We start from the raw sequence: 15,815 nt of genomic DNA, 5'->3' as shown, positions 1-15,815 counted from the left end.
CTTTTCGGGAAGCGGGCGGCGGGTAGCGGGTAGCGTCTGTAGAAATGTCGAAGTTATTTCAGGACAGGCCCTAGATTGATAAACATTATTACTGTTCCCGGCCATGCCTAAAAAAGCTTTATTTACATTGCTGGTATCCATTGCGACCCATGTGGCCGTCGTGGTTGCGCTGGATCACCAGGAATCTGAGCCCAGAACTATCCATATGGGCTCCATCCAGGCACCGGTTTCCCTGAGTTTTTCCACGGTCAGCCAACCTGAACCACCGGTCGAAAAGCCGGTTGTTAAAGAAGAACCCAAGCCTGAACCAGAACCAGAACCAGAACCAGAACCAGAACCAGAACCAAAAGTCGCCCAGAAACCGGTTGAAAAGGCCAAGCCCGTTCTGAAGAAGAAAGAGCCTGAGCCGGTAAAGGAAAAGCCAAAAAAAGTGGTCGAAAAACCCAAACCGGTTGAAAAGAAAAAGCCTGAAATGGCTAAACCCGTGATGGAGAGAACCGTTACTGAGCAAAGCCAGTCCCCCGGACTGAGCAACGAGCCAGTGATGGTGACAGAGCCGGAAATCCGTGACTGGGTTGAGCCCCGTTACCCGAAGCTGGCTCAGCGCAGAAATCAGCAGGGTGTGGTGATGCTGGATGTGATTGTTGATGAACAGGGTAATCCAATCACCATTGATATTCTTGAGTCATCCGGCTACCCCGTTCTGGATAAGGCAGCCATTGATGCCGTTAAGCGCTGGTCATTCAAACCAGAGCAACGCAATAGCCGATTTGTCAAATCCCGGGTGCATATCCCCGTCGCATTTGAAATCAGTTGATTCAGTAAACCATTTTTAGATATCAGATACTTAGCAGGTAACGCCATGTTGACAGAACATCTTGCATCACTGGGGATCATGGCCTGGCCATTACTGATCACCTCTTGCCTTGGACTGGCCATGATTCTTGAGCGGCTGGTGACCTATGCCCTGCTGCCGTCCCTCAGCCGAAAAGGGCTGACAGAACTGTTTAATGAAGTGCGTCAATGCTGTGGTGGCGAGAAGCACGCCCAAAGCAAGAGCAACCTTTGCCAAAACCTCTGCAAGGGCAAAGGCATTCGTCAAGGCATTGCGGTACTTCTGAGCCATAACACCTGTGAAAAAACGATGCGGGAAGAAGTGGCCGGACTCTGGTTGCTGAAGCAGAAGCGCAGCCTGAATGCCTGGCTGAAGCCGTTGATGCTGATCGGTGTGCTGTCCCCGATGCTGGGGCTGCTCGGTACCGTACTGGGTATGATTGATATGTTCCGCGATATTGCTGCGGTTGCCGGCCCGGTCACTCCGGACATTCTGGCGGCTGGTCTCTGGCAGGCCATGTTCACCACCGCGTTCGGTCTGATCATCGCCATTCCAGCCCTGGCGGCGGCTCACGGTTTTGGTGTCTGGGCTAACCATTATCTTGCCAAACTGGAGTTTGCCCTGAATCACAGCAACCTGCTTCTGGAAGGCCTGGCCATGGACGACGACGGTTTAGCCACGGCGCCGTCAACCGCTGTCGTTAAGAATGTTTCGGTTAAAAACAATCGTGCCAGCTCAACCATCAGCCAACCGGAAATAGTAGCTGCCGGAGCGGTAGCAGCATGATTCGCATCCACGATATTGATGAAACCAGCGCCTCACTCTCCATGGCGGACCTGACGCCGCTGCTGGACGTGGTGTTTATCGTCATGGTGTTTCTGCTGTTTACCGCCAATGTCCAGACCCTGAGTCTGCCGGTGGAACTGCCCCAGGCCACCCAACAGGAAGCCTCGTTAACGTCGGCACCGAAAACGCTGACCGTCAGTATTCTGGAACAGGGTGAGCCCTGGGCTATTGGCGAACAGAAGTTTGATCAGTGGGAAGTGTTTGCCACCTCACTGCTGGAAAAGGTCAGGAAAGCACCCGATACCACGGTACTGATTGCTGGCGATAAAGAGGCCCCCCTGGGCAACCTGGTCAAGCTGATGCTGTTTTTGAGCCAGCACAAGATTGAAGCAGCGCAGGTGTTGATGGAACAGGAAAATTTAACAGGCAACCCATGAAAAAAATATGTACACCACTGCTTCTAGCCACCGCAATGGCGGTTTCTGCAGCCAGCAGCGCCAGCGCGGCACTGACCAATAATTCAAACGACAACCAACGTATTGTTTCTGCTGGCAACGGGGTGACCGAGATTATTTACGCACTGGGCGCCGGTGATCAGGTGATCGCCGTTGACCAGACCAGCACCTGGCCACCGGCAGTCAACCAGCTGCCAAGGCTTGGCTATCATAAACAGCTGTCTGCTGAAGGTATCCTGGCCCTTGAGCCGACCATGCTGATTGGTACCGAGGACATGGGACCGCCAGCAACCCTGAGCCAACTGAAAAGTGCCGGTGTTGAGGTGGCAGCCCTGTCGCTGCAGCATACCGCTGAAAGCATTGAACACCAGATCATGTCCCTTGCCGGTATTCTTGGTAAAGAAGAACAGGGCCAGGCACTGTGGGAAGCCATTGAAGATTCCCTGGATGAGGCAAAAGCACTGGCCGCTGCCTATGAAGAAAAACATGAGAAAAAAGTACCGGTCCTGTTTGTCCTGGCCATGGGCGGACGCTCACCCACTATCGCAGGTACCGGTACGGCTGCTCATGCGATGATTGATCTGGCTGGCGGATACAACCCGGCTGCAGAGCAGTTTAAAGGGTACAAGGCGCTCTCCAATGAAGCCATGTTGCTGCTGGCGCCTGAGGTGATCATTTTCCCCGGTTCAACCAGTAATCCGGACATGACACCGGAAACACTGCTGGAACAGATGCCTGTTTTGCAGCAGACACCTGCGGGTAAAAACGGTCGGGTGATTGCCATCGATGGCAATATGCTGCTGGGTGGCCTGGGACCAAGAACGGGTGATATTGCACTCTCTCTGGCCAGGTCTTTTTACACAGACGAAAGTATTTCATCCGCCAATGAGTCGTAACCAACAGGGAGCATTGCTGTTAACCGCACTGGCAATCCTGCTGCCCGTGGTAGTGATTGTCTCCATTGGCGTTGGCGCTGTTCCCATTCCCGCAGGGGATATTCTGGCCATACTGTTTGACCGGCTGGGTTTTTCAGGCAGTCCTGAACTGGTAGGCAGCCCTGAACTCATACAGAGCTCAATCAGCAGCCAGTCGGCCCTGATTATTGAGTCCATCCGTTTACCCAGAACACTGCTGGGGCTGATTGTCGGTGGCTCGCTGGCCGTGGCCGGTGCCTCCATGCAGGGCCTGTTCAGAAACCCGCTGGCTGACCCCAGCATTATCGGTGTATCCAGCGGTGCGGCCCTGGGTGCAGGTATTGCCATTGTGCTTGGCAGCCTGCTGTTTGCTGGCGCTTCATCCCTGGTGCAAAGCTACAGCGTTTCCATTCTGGCCTTTGCCGGCGGGGTGCTGTCCACCTGGCTGGTTTATAAGGTCGGCACCACCAGCAACGGCACCTCGGTTGCCACCATGCTGCTGGCCGGTGTGGCGATCAATGCCCTGGCCGGTGCCGGTATGGGCATGTTGAACTACGTGGCGGACGATAACATGCTGCGTAACCTGACCTTCTGGCAAATGGGCAGTCTGGGTGGCGCCACCTGGGATCTGGTCATTATCTGCGCCACGCTCCTGGTTCCGGTTATCCTGATGCTTGGCCGGTACGGCCTGGTACTTAATGCCCTGCTGCTTGGCGAGTCTGAAGCCCGTCACCTGGGCATTGATGTGCAGAAGGTGAAGCTGATCCTGATTTTCCTGACGGCACTGGCAGTGGGTGTTTCCGTTTCCGTCAGTGGAGTTATCGGCTTTGTGGGCCTTGTGGTTCCCCATCTGATTCGCCTGGCCATTGGCCCGGACCACCGTGTTCTTCTGCCGGCCTCAGCCATGCTGGGCGGTATTCTGTTACTGGCAGCGGATATGATTTCCCGGACCATTGTCGCCCCTGCAGAACTTCCCATCGGTATTGTCACGGCACTGATGGGCGCCCCTTTCTTCCTGTCACTGTTGTGGCAGCAGCGTAAAAGGATTGTCTGATATGGCCTCTGGTAAGGAAAGCACAGCGATAGACACGCTGGACATTCAGGGCGTGTCAGTACAGATCGAAGACAGGCACTTGCTGCAGGACATTAATCTGACCCTGAAGCCCGGCGAAGTGGTTTCTGTGCTTGGCCCGAACGGTGCCGGTAAGAGTACGTTGATGAAGGTCATCAGTGGTGAGCGAAAACCATCCAGCGGCGAAGTGCTGCTTAATGGCCGGAATGACTGGCCATTGAACCACCAGGCACTGATGCTCGGTGTTTTACCACAGTCATCCTCATTGAGCTTTCCCTTTACGGCGGAAGAAGTGGTTCTGCTTGGCCGGATTCCCTGTGCCAGTCACCATGATGAAAACCTGATGATCACCCGGGAAGCGCTCAACAAAGTCGATGGCTTACACCTGAAAGACCGTCATTACACCACGCTGTCCGGTGGTGAACGACAGCGTGTCCATATGGCGCGGGTACTGGCCCAGATCTGGGATGAAAGCCCCCATGGCAAGCGCTACCTGTTACTTGATGAACCGACCTCTGCACTGGACCCGGCCCATCAACAGCTGACCCTGAAAATGGCCAGACAGGAAGCGGACCAGGGTATCGGCGTTATGGTCATCATGCACGATTTGAACCTGGCAGCCCGGTATTCTGACCGGATTGTGATCCTCAAAAATGGCAAGATGGCTGCAGAAGGCACACCCCATCAGGTTCTGACCCCCAAAACCATTGGACAGGTGTTCGATATTGAGGTCAGTGTGTCTGAGCACCCGGCCTATCACTGCCCACTGGTGGTGAATCATTAATGCCATTCAGATTGTGGCTTGACGTTAATGCGTCAGGCCACATTGTTATTGTTAAATATTATCTTCCTGGTTCCCGATATTGATCACGTTCGTTGGCCCGAGGCTATGGGCAAATTGCTCAAAAACCCGGGATATGTATTTTTCCAGAGAACGCAGCCCCGGGTCCTGATCCGTTTCAATAAAGGCATGGATCATGTCATGGCCGCTTTGTGGCAGCGTAAAATCTGCCAATAGCTTACCGGCAGACTGATAACGCCGCTCCTTATTTGGCACCATAATCTCAAAGGCAATTCTCCTTTTCGCCCTGCTATCGAACCCGGTAAATACCACCTTATCCAGTCTGGAGGCTATGGCCTCAAGTTCAGGGTCCCGGGCACTTAACTCATGAATATCACGGTTACCGGCAAGAATGATCGTGTCAGGCAGGCGGACATCTGTTTTCAGGTAGGGACTGTAGTAAGAACGGTTCGACGGATCGAGCAGCTTCAACATAAACGACAACACATCTTTGCTTTTCTCGTTGCCGGAGAGGAAGAGCCGGTCGAACTCATCAATCAACAGGACCTGATTATGATGATTAATGTCCCGGCTGGAATCAGTACGGGCAATGATGGCATCCAGAATTCTGCCGGCCCTGGCATTGGCGCTTTCATAAGGGGTTCCGACAATATCATCAATGGTGGCACCATCAAGGGTGACAACAGCAAGGTTAGTCCCCATCGCTTCAGCCAGCTGCCTGGCTGCGTGGGTTTTCCCGGTGCCGGGCGCCCCCAGGAAATAGATCGGGTAATGGCTGTCATGGATGGATGAGTCGGTCTGTTGGTAGATCAGCTCAGCATGGGCAAACAGTTTCAACCGCTCAGCAACGGAGGCAGGATAATCCTGCAGGGACTCATCGATTTTCTCTTCATCATACACCAGCTCTTTGGAATAAAACGGGAGCCTCAGGGCCTTATCGAGAATTTTCTGCAACCGGCTGAGGGCCTCACTGCCCGGGCTTCTCCAGAAGCTGTAGAACAGTTCATCCTCTATGTAATGTTGTGTGCGTTTATCCAGCAATGATTTTTTTGATCCATAGTCCAGGATCAAGTTCTCTTCTGCCAGCTTTGGGGAAAATATTCCGTAATAGATATTCATCGTAAATGGCACGGCTGTCGCCAATGTCAGCCCAAAACCTACACCAAACGTCATGGAAAATAACAGGAAGCCAAATGACCCGGTGGAATGCAAAAAATTTGCAAGGGCCTCCCTATAGGCAAGTGCAGTACCGGCAATGACGATCGTTGGAACATAAAACGCAAGATAGGGAAGCGACTCATACAAGGCATACTCCCGAAGTACCCAGTCGAACTGTTGTCTTGCCAAAGCCCTGCCAGCCCTGACCCGGACATCAATGGGCTGGCCCGCATACCCGGCAGCGTCGAGGCGGTCAAAGAAACGGTTGTTTGCCATATATTGCCTGACATAGCTGATGTGCAATTTATCAGGAGTGACCGGCGCCTCATCTGACAGGGCGACAGGGCACAAAATCATGGACACTAAAAAGGAAACAAAAAACTGTCTGAACTGCTTCATTCATTTCAACCCAATCACTTTTTATTGCTGGTTTGACAGTATTTTTCCAATCAAGTTTCACCTGATCACAATTTACCGTGGCAAACCGCGGTAAACCGAAATTTTTCACCTGAGATTTGTTGATTTGTATCAATTGCACTTAACCTTATAAATTAAAATAATAATGATTCTCATTTTTAAGTTAGAATAATCCAATTATGGTTGCCAGACACACCCTGGGTCCCGAGCTGACCGGGATATCATCCCCTGATCCATTGAAATTTGCCTTTGCCGGCAAGACGTCAGCCCATACCCGCAGTGGCGCTGCTCCGGTTCCTGCAGACCAGACTCAGGCTGTGTACCGGCAACTGATGGATAGCTCTGCAAACCCGCAGCTGCTCACTTCCGGGAAGCGACTGGCCTATATCCATATTCCATTCTGCAGGACCCATTGCTCATACTGTGGTTTCTTTCAAAACACCACGAAGAAAGAGGAAGTTGCCCGCTATGTCGATTACCTGGAGCGGGAAATTCGCCTGTCGGCACAGGACAACTGGACCCGGGAAGGCCTGTTCCATGCTGTCTATTTCGGCGGCGGGACACCCACTGACCTGACCCCGGAGCAGATTATTCGCCTCGGCAATGCCATACGTGAGTCTCTGCCACTGGCCAATGATGTTGAGATGACCTTTGAAGGCCGTTTTCATGGCTTTGATAACGACAAAATCGCCGCCTGCCTGGAGTCCGGGTTTAACCGCTTCTCCCTAGGCGCACAGAGCTTTAATACCACCATCCGCCGTCGCATGAGCCGTATTGATTCCGGCGAATTCCTGCTGGAAAGGCTGGACTATTTCAGTAGCCTGAATAACGCGGCCGTCGTCGTCGACCTGATGTTCGGTCTGCCTGGCCAGACCATGGATGACTGGGAGCAGGATCTATACACCTTCCTGCAATCCAAAGCCCATGGCGTCGATCTTTATCAACTCATTCTGCTGGGCTCCAGCCGGATGAAGCAGTCTATTGACAAAGGTTCCATGCCAGAGCCGGCCAGCTCACCGGAACGGGCGGAAATGTTCCGCAGGGGCGTCGATATCCTTAGCGCCCATAAAGTAGGGCGCCTGAGTGTCAGCCACTGGGGAATCGATAGCCGGGAACGTAACATCTACAACCACGGCGTAAAATCCGGTGCCGAAATCATGCCGTTTGGTTCCGGTGCCGGTGGCAACTTTGCCGGCCACAGCGCCATGAGCATCAGAACGCTGCCCGCTTATTACGAGGCCCTGGATGCCGGTAAAAAACCCCTGATGATGTTAAGCAAAGCCACAGGTAACAAACCGCTTCTGGGAACCATCGGCGCCGGTTTCGACCGCGGCTGGCTGGAAATCGGCAAACTTGACCATGCCGGTGGTGAAGGAATGAGCGAGCACTGCATGCCACTGTTTGAAGCGTGGCAAGACAATGGCCTGGCCACCATTCACCATGGCATTCTTGACCTGACGTTGCCGGGCCAATTCTGGAACGTCACCATGCACCAGGCCCTGATTAATTTTCTTGAACAACACCCATTTGATGGCCAAAACACGGAGAAAGCTGCATGACTCTGGCTCAACAGGTACAGGATATCCTGAGCGAAAACCCGGCAATTTTACCGGCGGAAATTGCCAACCGGCTGAATGCCAGCGAACTGGACGTGATTCAGGCCATGCCTGCTGACATGGTGACATTGATTGATGCCAGCCATTATCTGGAGGTACTGCGGGATATCAAAACCTGGGGCGAACTGACACTGGTTATCGATGTGGATGGCTCTATTTTTGAAATGGTTGGCCACTTCCCGAAAGGCGGGGAGAAGTTCGGCTATTACAACCTGAGCGACCGCCGTACACCGCTGAAAGGACACCTGAAGGTGGATAATGTTGCACTGATCGCCCTGGTCAGAAAGCCATTCCACGGTGTAGAAACCTGCTCTGTGCAATTCCTGGGCAAACAGGGCCGCATGTTGTTTAAAGTTTACCTGCGTCGGGATAAAGAGAAGAATCTTTTACCTGAACAGCTGGAAAAGTTTGAGGCACTGAAAAAACTCTCCGTTGCGTAATTATCTGGCTGGGCTGGGAGGCTGAGCAATTAGCCTGGATTGTGGCGATTAAGGAGGAACTTTTTCGGAATAATTCAGTCAAAGTAAAGTGATTCCTTCCCGCCCACATTCAAGCCAATAAAAATTGTGTGAGGGGGGGGATGCAGCTACTTTTTCAGAGGCTATAAGAAATATGCATCCGTGTAACGCCCAATCCCTCCCGGTGACAACACAGTCACACCAGACAGTGGACTATACCTATGATTGTGATGCGGTGAAAAGAAGCGCTGTGCCGTTTTGCTGCGTTTCCGTGCTTGCTGCCGGCTTAGGTACTTTTGTGGGTGCTTCTGTATCTCAATGGAGCTACTTCGGGGTCTACATTGGCCTGCCTGTTGGTGCTGTTATTGGTACCGTGGCTGCCTGTGCCTTGGTCCCCTGCGACCACATCCGGGAGCGGCAGATCACGACCTGTACTACCGAACCATATTCCCCTGACGCCGGGGAGCAACAGGGTCAGGAGCTACCATCAGAACCTCCTCCACCGTACCCGGGCCTTCGCTGTACAGCGCCTGCCCAGTCCCGGCCAGAACCCCATTGGTCAGGCGACACGATACAGGATCAGGAGCTACCATCGACACCGCCTCCACCTTACCCGGGCCATCGCTGCACAGCGCCTGTCCAGTCCCAGCCAGAACCCCAATGGTCAGATGTCCCCATACAGGATCAGGAGCCACCATCGGCACCACCTCCACCGTACTTGGGGACTGGTCCTCGCTGCATAATCTCTCCACTGCCCCCGGGTTATCCCTGCACAGCGCCTGTCCGGTCCCACCCAAGGGCTCCTGTCCAGTCCCAGCCTGAACCCCAATGGCCAGCTGAAAGCCCCATCCCTCCCGCTATTCAGGTGCTCTCTGACATGGCCAGGATCGGGTCATTAGGGGCCATTGACTCCCGTATGTATTGACTTCAGGCAGGCGCTCTGACACATCCTGCCGGTCAGAGCAGCCGTACTAAATGACAAAACATTAATTCATCACGTTAATGAAGGTACTTGTAACGGTCTCAACCTGAAGCCTGGTCATACCCGGATATATCGGTAATGAAAGACAGTGCTCGGATAACTGCTCGCAAACGGGTAATTCAAGTTCACCAGCAAGCCCTGCCAGAGCCCTCTGTTTATTTAAAGGTAACGGATAATAGATGGCGCTGGCGATCCCTTTACTGGCAAGACGCTTCTTGATCAGATCCCGGCCAGAGGGTAAAACCACGGTAAACTGATGATAGATATGCTCTTCCCGGCCTTCAGGAAAGAGCACTTCGGTATCTTTCAGGAAATCTCGATACCATTGTGCCACCTGCTGTCGCTGGGCATTAAAGGATTCTATATGCTCCAGCTTCACTCTTAACAGGGCCGCCTGAATTTCATCCAGACGGCTATTGTAGCCAGAACACTCATGGAAATACTGGCATGCGCTACCGTGATTTCTTAGCATTCGTACCGCTTCGGCGGCTTTTAAATCGCTGGTAATTACCAGTCCACCATCACCAAATCCACCCAGGTTTTTACTGGGAAAAAAACTGAACGTCCCGAGCAAACCGAAATTGCCGGTCTTCCGGGATTGATAGGAAGCACCAAACGATTGTGCACAGTCTTCCAGCAGGATTAAGCCATGGCGATCACAAACAGCCTGAATCTCAGACAGTGCTGCAGGCAAGCCAAACAGATGGACGACCAGCACTGCCCTGCAACGGGAAGTAATACTTCGCTCCAGCTCAAGCGGGTCGATATTGAATGTCTCTGAGTCTATATCAACCAGCACGGGCGTTGCTCCCACCTGGATAATGGCTTCGGCGGTGGAAAAGAAGGTAAAGCCAGCGGTTAATACCGAATCGCCAGGCCCTATACCAGCGGCATGGAGCGCAAGAACAAGCGCATCGGTACCATTTGCACAACTGACGGCGTACCTGGCCCCGAGGTAACGGGCGACTTCCTGTTCAAACAATTCGACTTCTTTCCCCATGATAAAACGGCCACTGCGTAATACTTCCAGCGCTTTTTTTTCCAGCTGCGCCTGTATGGGGCGATGCCATGCCTGCATATCCACCATGGGTATTGTGTTCATGCTTTTTTGATTCATGACACCTCTTTTACGACAATGGTCATGGCTCTGCCCCTGGTTCTGTTATCCTCTGTCTGCTACTCAATGTGCGCTTTCAGCTTGCGGCGGTTTTCTGAATAATCTCAGCAATTCGGCTCGCAGCATACAGCGCGTCTCTTCCATCTTCACCACTGACCCTGGGGGGAGTTAATGCGGCAACACTCAGAAGAAAATCTTCAATCTCCAGCCTGAGCGCATCACTGCCCTGATAACTCTGCTCCTGGCATTCAATGGCCGGGATTCCCCGATGCAGCTCCCCTTCGCCTTTAAAGAAATGGCTGACTTTCAGTGCCTGGAAATCAACACAGATACAGGAGCTTTTCTGGAAAAACCGCATCTTTCTTTTGCTTTTCTGACTGATTCGACTGGCGGTCACGTTGGCAACACAGCCATTGGCAAATGACAGGCGAGCCTGGGCAATATCGATCGTTTCTGACAGGACCGCACTGCCATTGGCCGCAATATCCAGTATCGGGGAATCAACAATATTCAGGATAATATCCAGGTCATGGATCATCAGGTCCATAATCACATTGATGTCCATGGATCGTGGCTTGAAGCTGGCCAGCCGGTGAGACTCGATAAACCGGGGATGCCTGACCTTGTCGGCAACGCTACCCAGTGCCGCGTTGTAGCGCTCCAGAAAACCCACCTGGAGAATGAGTTGTTTCTTTCTGGCCAGCCTGATCATCTCTTCAGCCTGGGATAAATTACTGGCGATGGGCTTTTCCACCAGCACATGCACACCTGCCCTCAGAAAGTCAGTGGCAATGGCATGATGCATGGCGGTAGGGACAGCAATACTCACAGCATCAACCTGTCCAATCAGGTCCCGGTAATCACTGAAATAGTGGGTATTACAGTTGCTGGCAACCTGCTGACCACAACTCTCATTGATATCGGCAACGCCCACAAGATGACTGGATGCCAGCCGGGCATACTTCTGGGCATGAAATTTACCGAGATAACCCGCTCCAATCACTGCGGTTCGTAGCATTTACTGGGATCACTCTCTGGCTGATATGAACGCCTCTGAACAATATTGACCCGGTTATGGAATTTGCTGAGTCAACGGTATCTCCTGACCAAGGTTGTCGATCAGCAGAAGCCGTAAAGAAAAGATAGACAGAAATTGCAGTTCTGCTAGGAACCTGTCCGAGAAGAACAGGAAGAAGTGGAAAGAAAGTGAAAGGCAGTGGGACCCACTGCCTTCAGAGGATGATCTGCAAACCGTCAGCTACGCTTACCGTATAAGCTCACTTCGGCATACTTATAACCACCGACAGCGGTCTTGTAGTCCATCTCAACCTTGTTGATGATACGGTCACCATCCACCAGACGGAAGGGCAGTGAACGCTTGCCTCGGTGCAGGCGCTTGTTGATATGAATGGTCTGAGACATACCGTTACCAAACACTACTCTGATCTTTTTCATGAAAATCGGAGCCCTGTCCACTTTAAATGCGATGTTATCGTACTTACCCTTGAAACCGCTAACATGGATTACATCCTGCTCGCTCTGAAAAGAAACACGACGCTCGCCGAGTTTTTTCCAATCATCCGCCATAACGCCGCAGCTAAGCACACTCATCAGTGCCAGGGTCAAAAACTTTTTCATGGTAATCCTTGTCAACTCTTACTGGAGAATAATTCAAGCAGATATTAAGGAAACTGGAGCCACAACCATAGTCAGTAGACATCCAAAAATACGGCGGTTTATTGCTATGCAGAGATTCACAGTTGGTTACTTGCTATTTTACTGGCCAGATAGTCAAGTTAATGAAAATTAAAAGGCTGGAAACGATTGGCGGCAGAAAGCCTGCAGAACGAGTCCATTCCTGCATAATGAAAAGTTAGTAAAAGTTCATCATTCTGGTGATATAATCCCCCGCAAAATGCCCATTGACCGGTCTCTGCATTCGAGTGTTATCAGTTCATTACCGCAAGGTAATCCCGTAAGCCCCTCTTACGGGAAATTACTATCTCTGAATCCTCATCGGTATCAAGCATCATTACCGTTGGTCGAGTCCTGCAAACCTGATTTACCAACCGATTGACCACCAGGGCAAACTGATTAAGCTCCACTTAAAGAGGTACAACTATGCTCCCGGTTGAACGACGCGAACACATTCTTGCTTTTGTTGAAGAAAAAGGCTGTGCCAACATCGAAGAAATGGCCGAACGTTTCGATGTATCCCAAATGACCATCCGTCGGGATATTCGTACCTTGGAGCAAGAAGACAAGCTGCGCGTGACCTATGGCGGCGCCGTGTCCAAAAGCTTCCTGATGGAAGACATTCCTTACGAAAAGAAAAACGCGGTAAATATCGAAGAGAAAAAATCCATCGCCCATGAAGCCCTGAAGCAGATTCGTGAGGGGCAGATCGTCCTGTTGGACTCTGGCACCAGCACAATGGCGCTGGCCAAACTGATGATGCGCATGAAGGTTACCGTGATCACCACTGACCTGAAAATTGCCCTGCAGCTGTCAGACTCTTCAACGGTTAAGGTATTCACCACCGGCGGTAACGTCAGCGCTATAACCAAGGCTCACACGGATGTTGCCGCCCTGTCATTCCTGGACAGCATTAATGCGGATATCGCCTTCCTGGCGACCAACAGCTGGAGCCTGAACAATGGTGTGACCACGGCCTCCAACGATCATTACTACATTCGTCGTAAAATGATGGAACGGGCCAATAAAACCGTTCTTCTGGCAGATTCCAGCAAATTTGGTGCCTCCAGCATGAAAACCATCGCAAGTCTGGATGAGCTGGATTGCATTATCACCGACAGCAAGTTTGATGAAGAGAATCTGGCCGCGATCCGCGAAGCCGGTGGCAACATCATTCTGCCGTCCTGATCAAATATCGCCTCCGGGGGCCGCCCTGTGGCTCCCTTTTTGTGTTGATTCCAGTACACGGTTCCATGTAGTGGAAGTTGAAAGGGAAATCATGAGTAAATGAGTAAAGCTTCATTTAGCTCCATAGCATAAATCATTGATCGTTAACACAAAAAAAAATGTTAACAAGCGGTTGACTACACACTGTGTGTACCCTGATATTGACAGCATGGTGTGTATTGTGTGTATAATTATGACTTTCCTGGAAGCCCGGTTGAGGTTGTATGAAAAGTCGAGAAATTATTCGCATGCTCGAGGATGAAGGGTAGGTGTTGCACCGAGTGAAAGGAAGTCACCACCACTTCAAGCATCCTGAGCGCCTTGGGTTAGTGACAGTACCCCATCCGAAACACGACATACCCAAAAAGACGTTGGACAGCATCCTCAAGCAGGCGGGGATCAAAAATGGGCCAGCTGGGTAACTGTCAGTGCTATTCAGTCATGGATGAGTGTATAGGCTGGAAATGAATACTGAAATGCCGGGTCGGGCGACAAGGCCAACGACCCTAAAGGCATAATGAAACCCTGGAGGTGGTAGCCATGAAATATCCAGTAGTTCTGCATACAGACGACGGCGAAAGCTATGGCGTAATGGTGCCGGACATCGAAGGATGTTTCTCCGCCGGCGACAGCATCGAAGACGCCATGGCGAACGTAAAAGAAGCCATTGAGGGGCATCTTGAGATCCTGGCGGAAGATGAAATGAAGATACCCGAGGCAGGGGCCATCGCCGACCACCAGAACAACGCCGACTACGAGGGCGGTATCTGGGCATTGGTGGACGTGGACATCACGCCATTTTTGGGCAAATCAGAACGGATTAACATTACCTTGCCCGTTCTGCTGTTGCGGCAGATCGACAAGATGGTGGCAGCCGACCCGAGCTACCGCACCCGTTCCGGTTTCCTTCAGGAAATTGCCCGGGCAAAACTGCGCTCAATGGGGTGAATCAGAAAAGCGCCCAGCTTTACGACTCGCGTTGATTGGAAAGCATCGTGTAATTATTTTTAGAAAATTGATACGTCATACAACCAAGAAAAATGCTGCCAGTGGCAGCTTTTTTCTTTTTCTTAATAATTAGATTAATGCCTACCCTGAGGGCACTCCCCCCCCTATTCGCCCTGCTTTAGCGGGGCCTTTGCGAGACTCTCCAAGGCGGCGCTTTCTTTGGTATTCCCTTCGGTGTTCAACGCAGGTGGAACTTTGCGAAGTTCCTTTTTGCGCTCCCTTGCGCGCTCCCTTAGGCGTTGTGCGAAAGCGGGATCATTCTGGTAGCGCTCCCTTTGACGAGCCTTTTTACGTTCTGCGAAAGCGGGATCATTCTGATAGCGCTCCCTTTGGCGCTGTGCGAAAGTGGGGTCATTCTGGTAGCGCTCCCTTTGACGAGCCTTATGGCGTTCTGCGTAAGCGGGATTATTCTTGTAGTATTCCCTATGGTACATCCTCAGGCGTTCACCGCATGCGGGATCTTTGCGAAGCTCCTTTTTGCGCTCCCTTTCCCGCTCCCTTAGGCGCTGTGCGAAAGCGGGATCATTCTGGTAGCGCTCCCTTTGGCGAGCCTTTTTACGTTCTGCGAAAGCGCGATCATTCTTATAGCGCTCCCTTTGGCGCTGTGCGAAAGCGGGATCATTCTGGCAGCGCTTCCCTTGACGAGGCCTGAGGCGTTTTACGTAAGCGGGGTCATTCTGGTAGCGATTACTTTGACGTTCAATTGGTAATGAGCAACTTTCGTCAGGCTTCTTACCACTTGACCCGGCCATTCCGGCCATCCCGGCCATATTGTCTGATGACTCCATTTCATACTCTGCCTCTGCGGAGGTCTGAGCCTGTTTTTCGTTATCATGAAAAGAGTGCGCCGATGAGCCTGGCAGGGATGATTGATCTAAACCTAAAATTGACTGGATCGAAAAATGTTCATTATCAGGAATATATTCAGGGGCAGGTGTATCATTCTGTGCGTCTGTCCTGGCTGGTAAGTGAAGTTGATGATCTTTTGTAGCATGGCTGACAACGATGGCTACCGACCTTTTTTTAAAACGGGAATCATGAAATGGATTATGAAAAGGCACTGCTGGCTGCTGAAAGTGGTTTTCAGTCATCTCATCAGTACGCATGGGACATAGAAAAGAGTCTTCTTCTGCAACTTCTGCAACTTCTGCAACACCACGGGAGAAGGCCAGCCCTGATGCAGCAGATTCAGAAAAAGTGGGATCCTGGACAGAAGAAAGTCGACCAGGATCCGCCCTTAATTGAACATAAGAAATAGGACTATGCATTAAAT

General features: G+C 51.7%; 17 protein-coding genes. 11 read left to right on the top strand and 6 right to left on the bottom strand.

What is annotated here, in order from left to right:
* Window positions 1–127 precede the first annotated feature (127 nt).
* The 6 genes from KDK13_RS13665 to KDK13_RS13640 are packed head-to-tail and all read left to right on the top strand — an operon-like array spanning window position 128 to window position 4,846.
* On the top strand, window positions 128–817 hold the full coding sequence (locus KDK13_RS13665; RefSeq protein WP_257285529.1) for an energy transducer TonB: 690 nt from the start codon (window positions 128–130) through the stop codon (window positions 815–817).
* Window positions 818–862: 45 nt separating this feature from the next.
* A complete protein-coding gene (locus KDK13_RS13660; RefSeq protein ID WP_257285528.1) occupies window positions 863–1,621 on the top strand; it encodes a MotA/TolQ/ExbB proton channel family protein in 759 nt (252 codons plus the stop codon).
* The gene (locus KDK13_RS13655; RefSeq protein WP_257285527.1) at window positions 1,618–2,058 is read left to right on the top strand and encodes a biopolymer transporter ExbD; all 441 of its coding nucleotides are present in this window, start codon (window positions 1,618–1,620) and stop codon (window positions 2,056–2,058) included. Before KDK13_RS13660 ends, KDK13_RS13655 begins: the two co-directional genes overlap by 4 nt.
* Window positions 2,055–2,972 carry a hemin ABC transporter substrate-binding protein gene (locus KDK13_RS13650; RefSeq protein WP_257285526.1) on the top strand — a complete coding sequence of 306 codons (918 nt, stop codon included), beginning with the start codon at window positions 2,055–2,057 and terminating at the stop codon, window positions 2,970–2,972. Before KDK13_RS13655 ends, KDK13_RS13650 begins: the two co-directional genes overlap by 4 nt.
* The gene (locus KDK13_RS13645; RefSeq protein WP_257285525.1) at window positions 2,962–4,044 is read left to right on the top strand and encodes an iron ABC transporter permease; all 1,083 of its coding nucleotides are present in this window, start codon (window positions 2,962–2,964) and stop codon (window positions 4,042–4,044) included. The genes KDK13_RS13650 and KDK13_RS13645 overlap by 11 nt, the downstream gene beginning before the upstream one ends.
* Window position 4,045: 1 nt before the next feature.
* Complete coding sequence (locus tag KDK13_RS13640; protein WP_257285524.1) at window positions 4,046–4,846, top strand: heme ABC transporter ATP-binding protein; 801 nt, start codon at window positions 4,046–4,048, stop codon at window positions 4,844–4,846.
* Between the two features lie 51 nt (window positions 4,847–4,897).
* Here KDK13_RS13640 and KDK13_RS13635 read toward each other — a convergent pair whose 3' ends face one another.
* Window positions 4,898–6,421, bottom strand: a complete 1,524-nt coding sequence (locus KDK13_RS13635) for an ATP-binding protein (RefSeq protein WP_257285523.1) — start codon at window positions 6,419–6,421, stop codon at window positions 4,898–4,900.
* 197 nt (window positions 6,422–6,618) lie between these two features.
* Between KDK13_RS13635 and hutW the strand changes: the two genes are divergently transcribed.
* Both hutW and hutX read left to right on the top strand, forming a co-directional pair.
* The gene (gene hutW / locus KDK13_RS13630) at window positions 6,619–7,998 is read left to right on the top strand and encodes a heme anaerobic degradation radical SAM methyltransferase ChuW/HutW (protein ID WP_257285522.1); all 1,380 of its coding nucleotides are present in this window, start codon (window positions 6,619–6,621) and stop codon (window positions 7,996–7,998) included.
* The gene (hutX, locus tag KDK13_RS13625; protein ID WP_257285521.1) at window positions 7,995–8,495 is read left to right on the top strand and encodes a heme utilization cystosolic carrier protein HutX; all 501 of its coding nucleotides are present in this window, start codon (window positions 7,995–7,997) and stop codon (window positions 8,493–8,495) included. Before hutW ends, hutX begins: the two co-directional genes overlap by 4 nt.
* A gap of 452 nt (window positions 8,496–8,947) precedes the next feature.
* On the opposite strand, the gene KDK13_RS13620 is transcribed toward hutX, so the two are convergent.
* The 4 genes from KDK13_RS13620 to KDK13_RS13605 all read right to left on the bottom strand — a co-directional run bounded on the left by KDK13_RS13620 (window position 8,948) and on the right by KDK13_RS13605 (window position 12,250).
* Window positions 8,948–9,310, bottom strand: a complete 363-nt coding sequence (locus KDK13_RS13620; RefSeq protein WP_257285520.1) for a hypothetical protein — start codon at window positions 9,308–9,310, stop codon at window positions 8,948–8,950.
* A 189-nt stretch (window positions 9,311–9,499) separates the two neighbouring features.
* A complete protein-coding gene (locus KDK13_RS13615) occupies window positions 9,500–10,612 on the bottom strand; it encodes a DegT/DnrJ/EryC1/StrS aminotransferase family protein (RefSeq protein WP_257285519.1) in 1,113 nt (370 codons plus the stop codon).
* Window positions 10,613–10,688: 76 nt separating this feature from the next.
* Window positions 10,689–11,630, bottom strand: coding sequence for a Gfo/Idh/MocA family protein (locus KDK13_RS13610; RefSeq protein WP_257285518.1), 942 nt, complete (start codon window positions 11,628–11,630; stop codon window positions 10,689–10,691).
* 236 nt (window positions 11,631–11,866) lie between these two features.
* On the bottom strand, window positions 11,867–12,250 hold the full coding sequence (locus KDK13_RS13605; RefSeq protein WP_257285517.1) for a hypothetical protein: 384 nt from the start codon (window positions 12,248–12,250) through the stop codon (window positions 11,867–11,869).
* A 483-nt stretch (window positions 12,251–12,733) separates the two neighbouring features.
* Here KDK13_RS13605 and KDK13_RS13600 point away from each other — a divergent pair, with 483 nt between their 5' ends.
* The 3 genes from KDK13_RS13600 to KDK13_RS13590 all read left to right on the top strand — a co-directional run bounded on the left by KDK13_RS13600 (window position 12,734) and on the right by KDK13_RS13590 (window position 14,482).
* Window positions 12,734–13,495 (top strand): DeoR/GlpR family DNA-binding transcription regulator, encoded by a 762-nt coding sequence (locus tag KDK13_RS13600; RefSeq protein ID WP_257285516.1) that lies wholly within the window; start codon window positions 12,734–12,736, stop codon window positions 13,493–13,495.
* A gap of 308 nt (window positions 13,496–13,803) precedes the next feature.
* Entirely contained in the window at window positions 13,804–13,956 is a 153-nt protein-coding gene (locus KDK13_RS13595) for a type II toxin-antitoxin system HicA family toxin (protein WP_373692243.1), read from the top strand.
* 118 nt (window positions 13,957–14,074) lie between these two features.
* Window positions 14,075–14,482, top strand: coding sequence for a type II toxin-antitoxin system HicB family antitoxin (locus tag KDK13_RS13590; RefSeq protein ID WP_257285514.1), 408 nt, complete (start codon window positions 14,075–14,077; stop codon window positions 14,480–14,482).
* A 164-nt stretch (window positions 14,483–14,646) separates the two neighbouring features.
* On the opposite strand, the gene KDK13_RS13585 is transcribed toward KDK13_RS13590, so the two are convergent.
* Window positions 14,647–15,815, bottom strand: a 1,169-nt coding sequence (locus KDK13_RS13585) for a hypothetical protein (protein WP_257285513.1), incomplete at its 5' end; no start/stop codon positions are given.

The organism is Endozoicomonas sp. SESOKO1 (genome assembly GCF_024606265.1).
GTDB lineage: Bacteria > Pseudomonadota > Gammaproteobacteria > Pseudomonadales > Endozoicomonadaceae > Endozoicomonas.
This window is presented reverse-complemented; position numbering and strand designations above follow the sequence as displayed.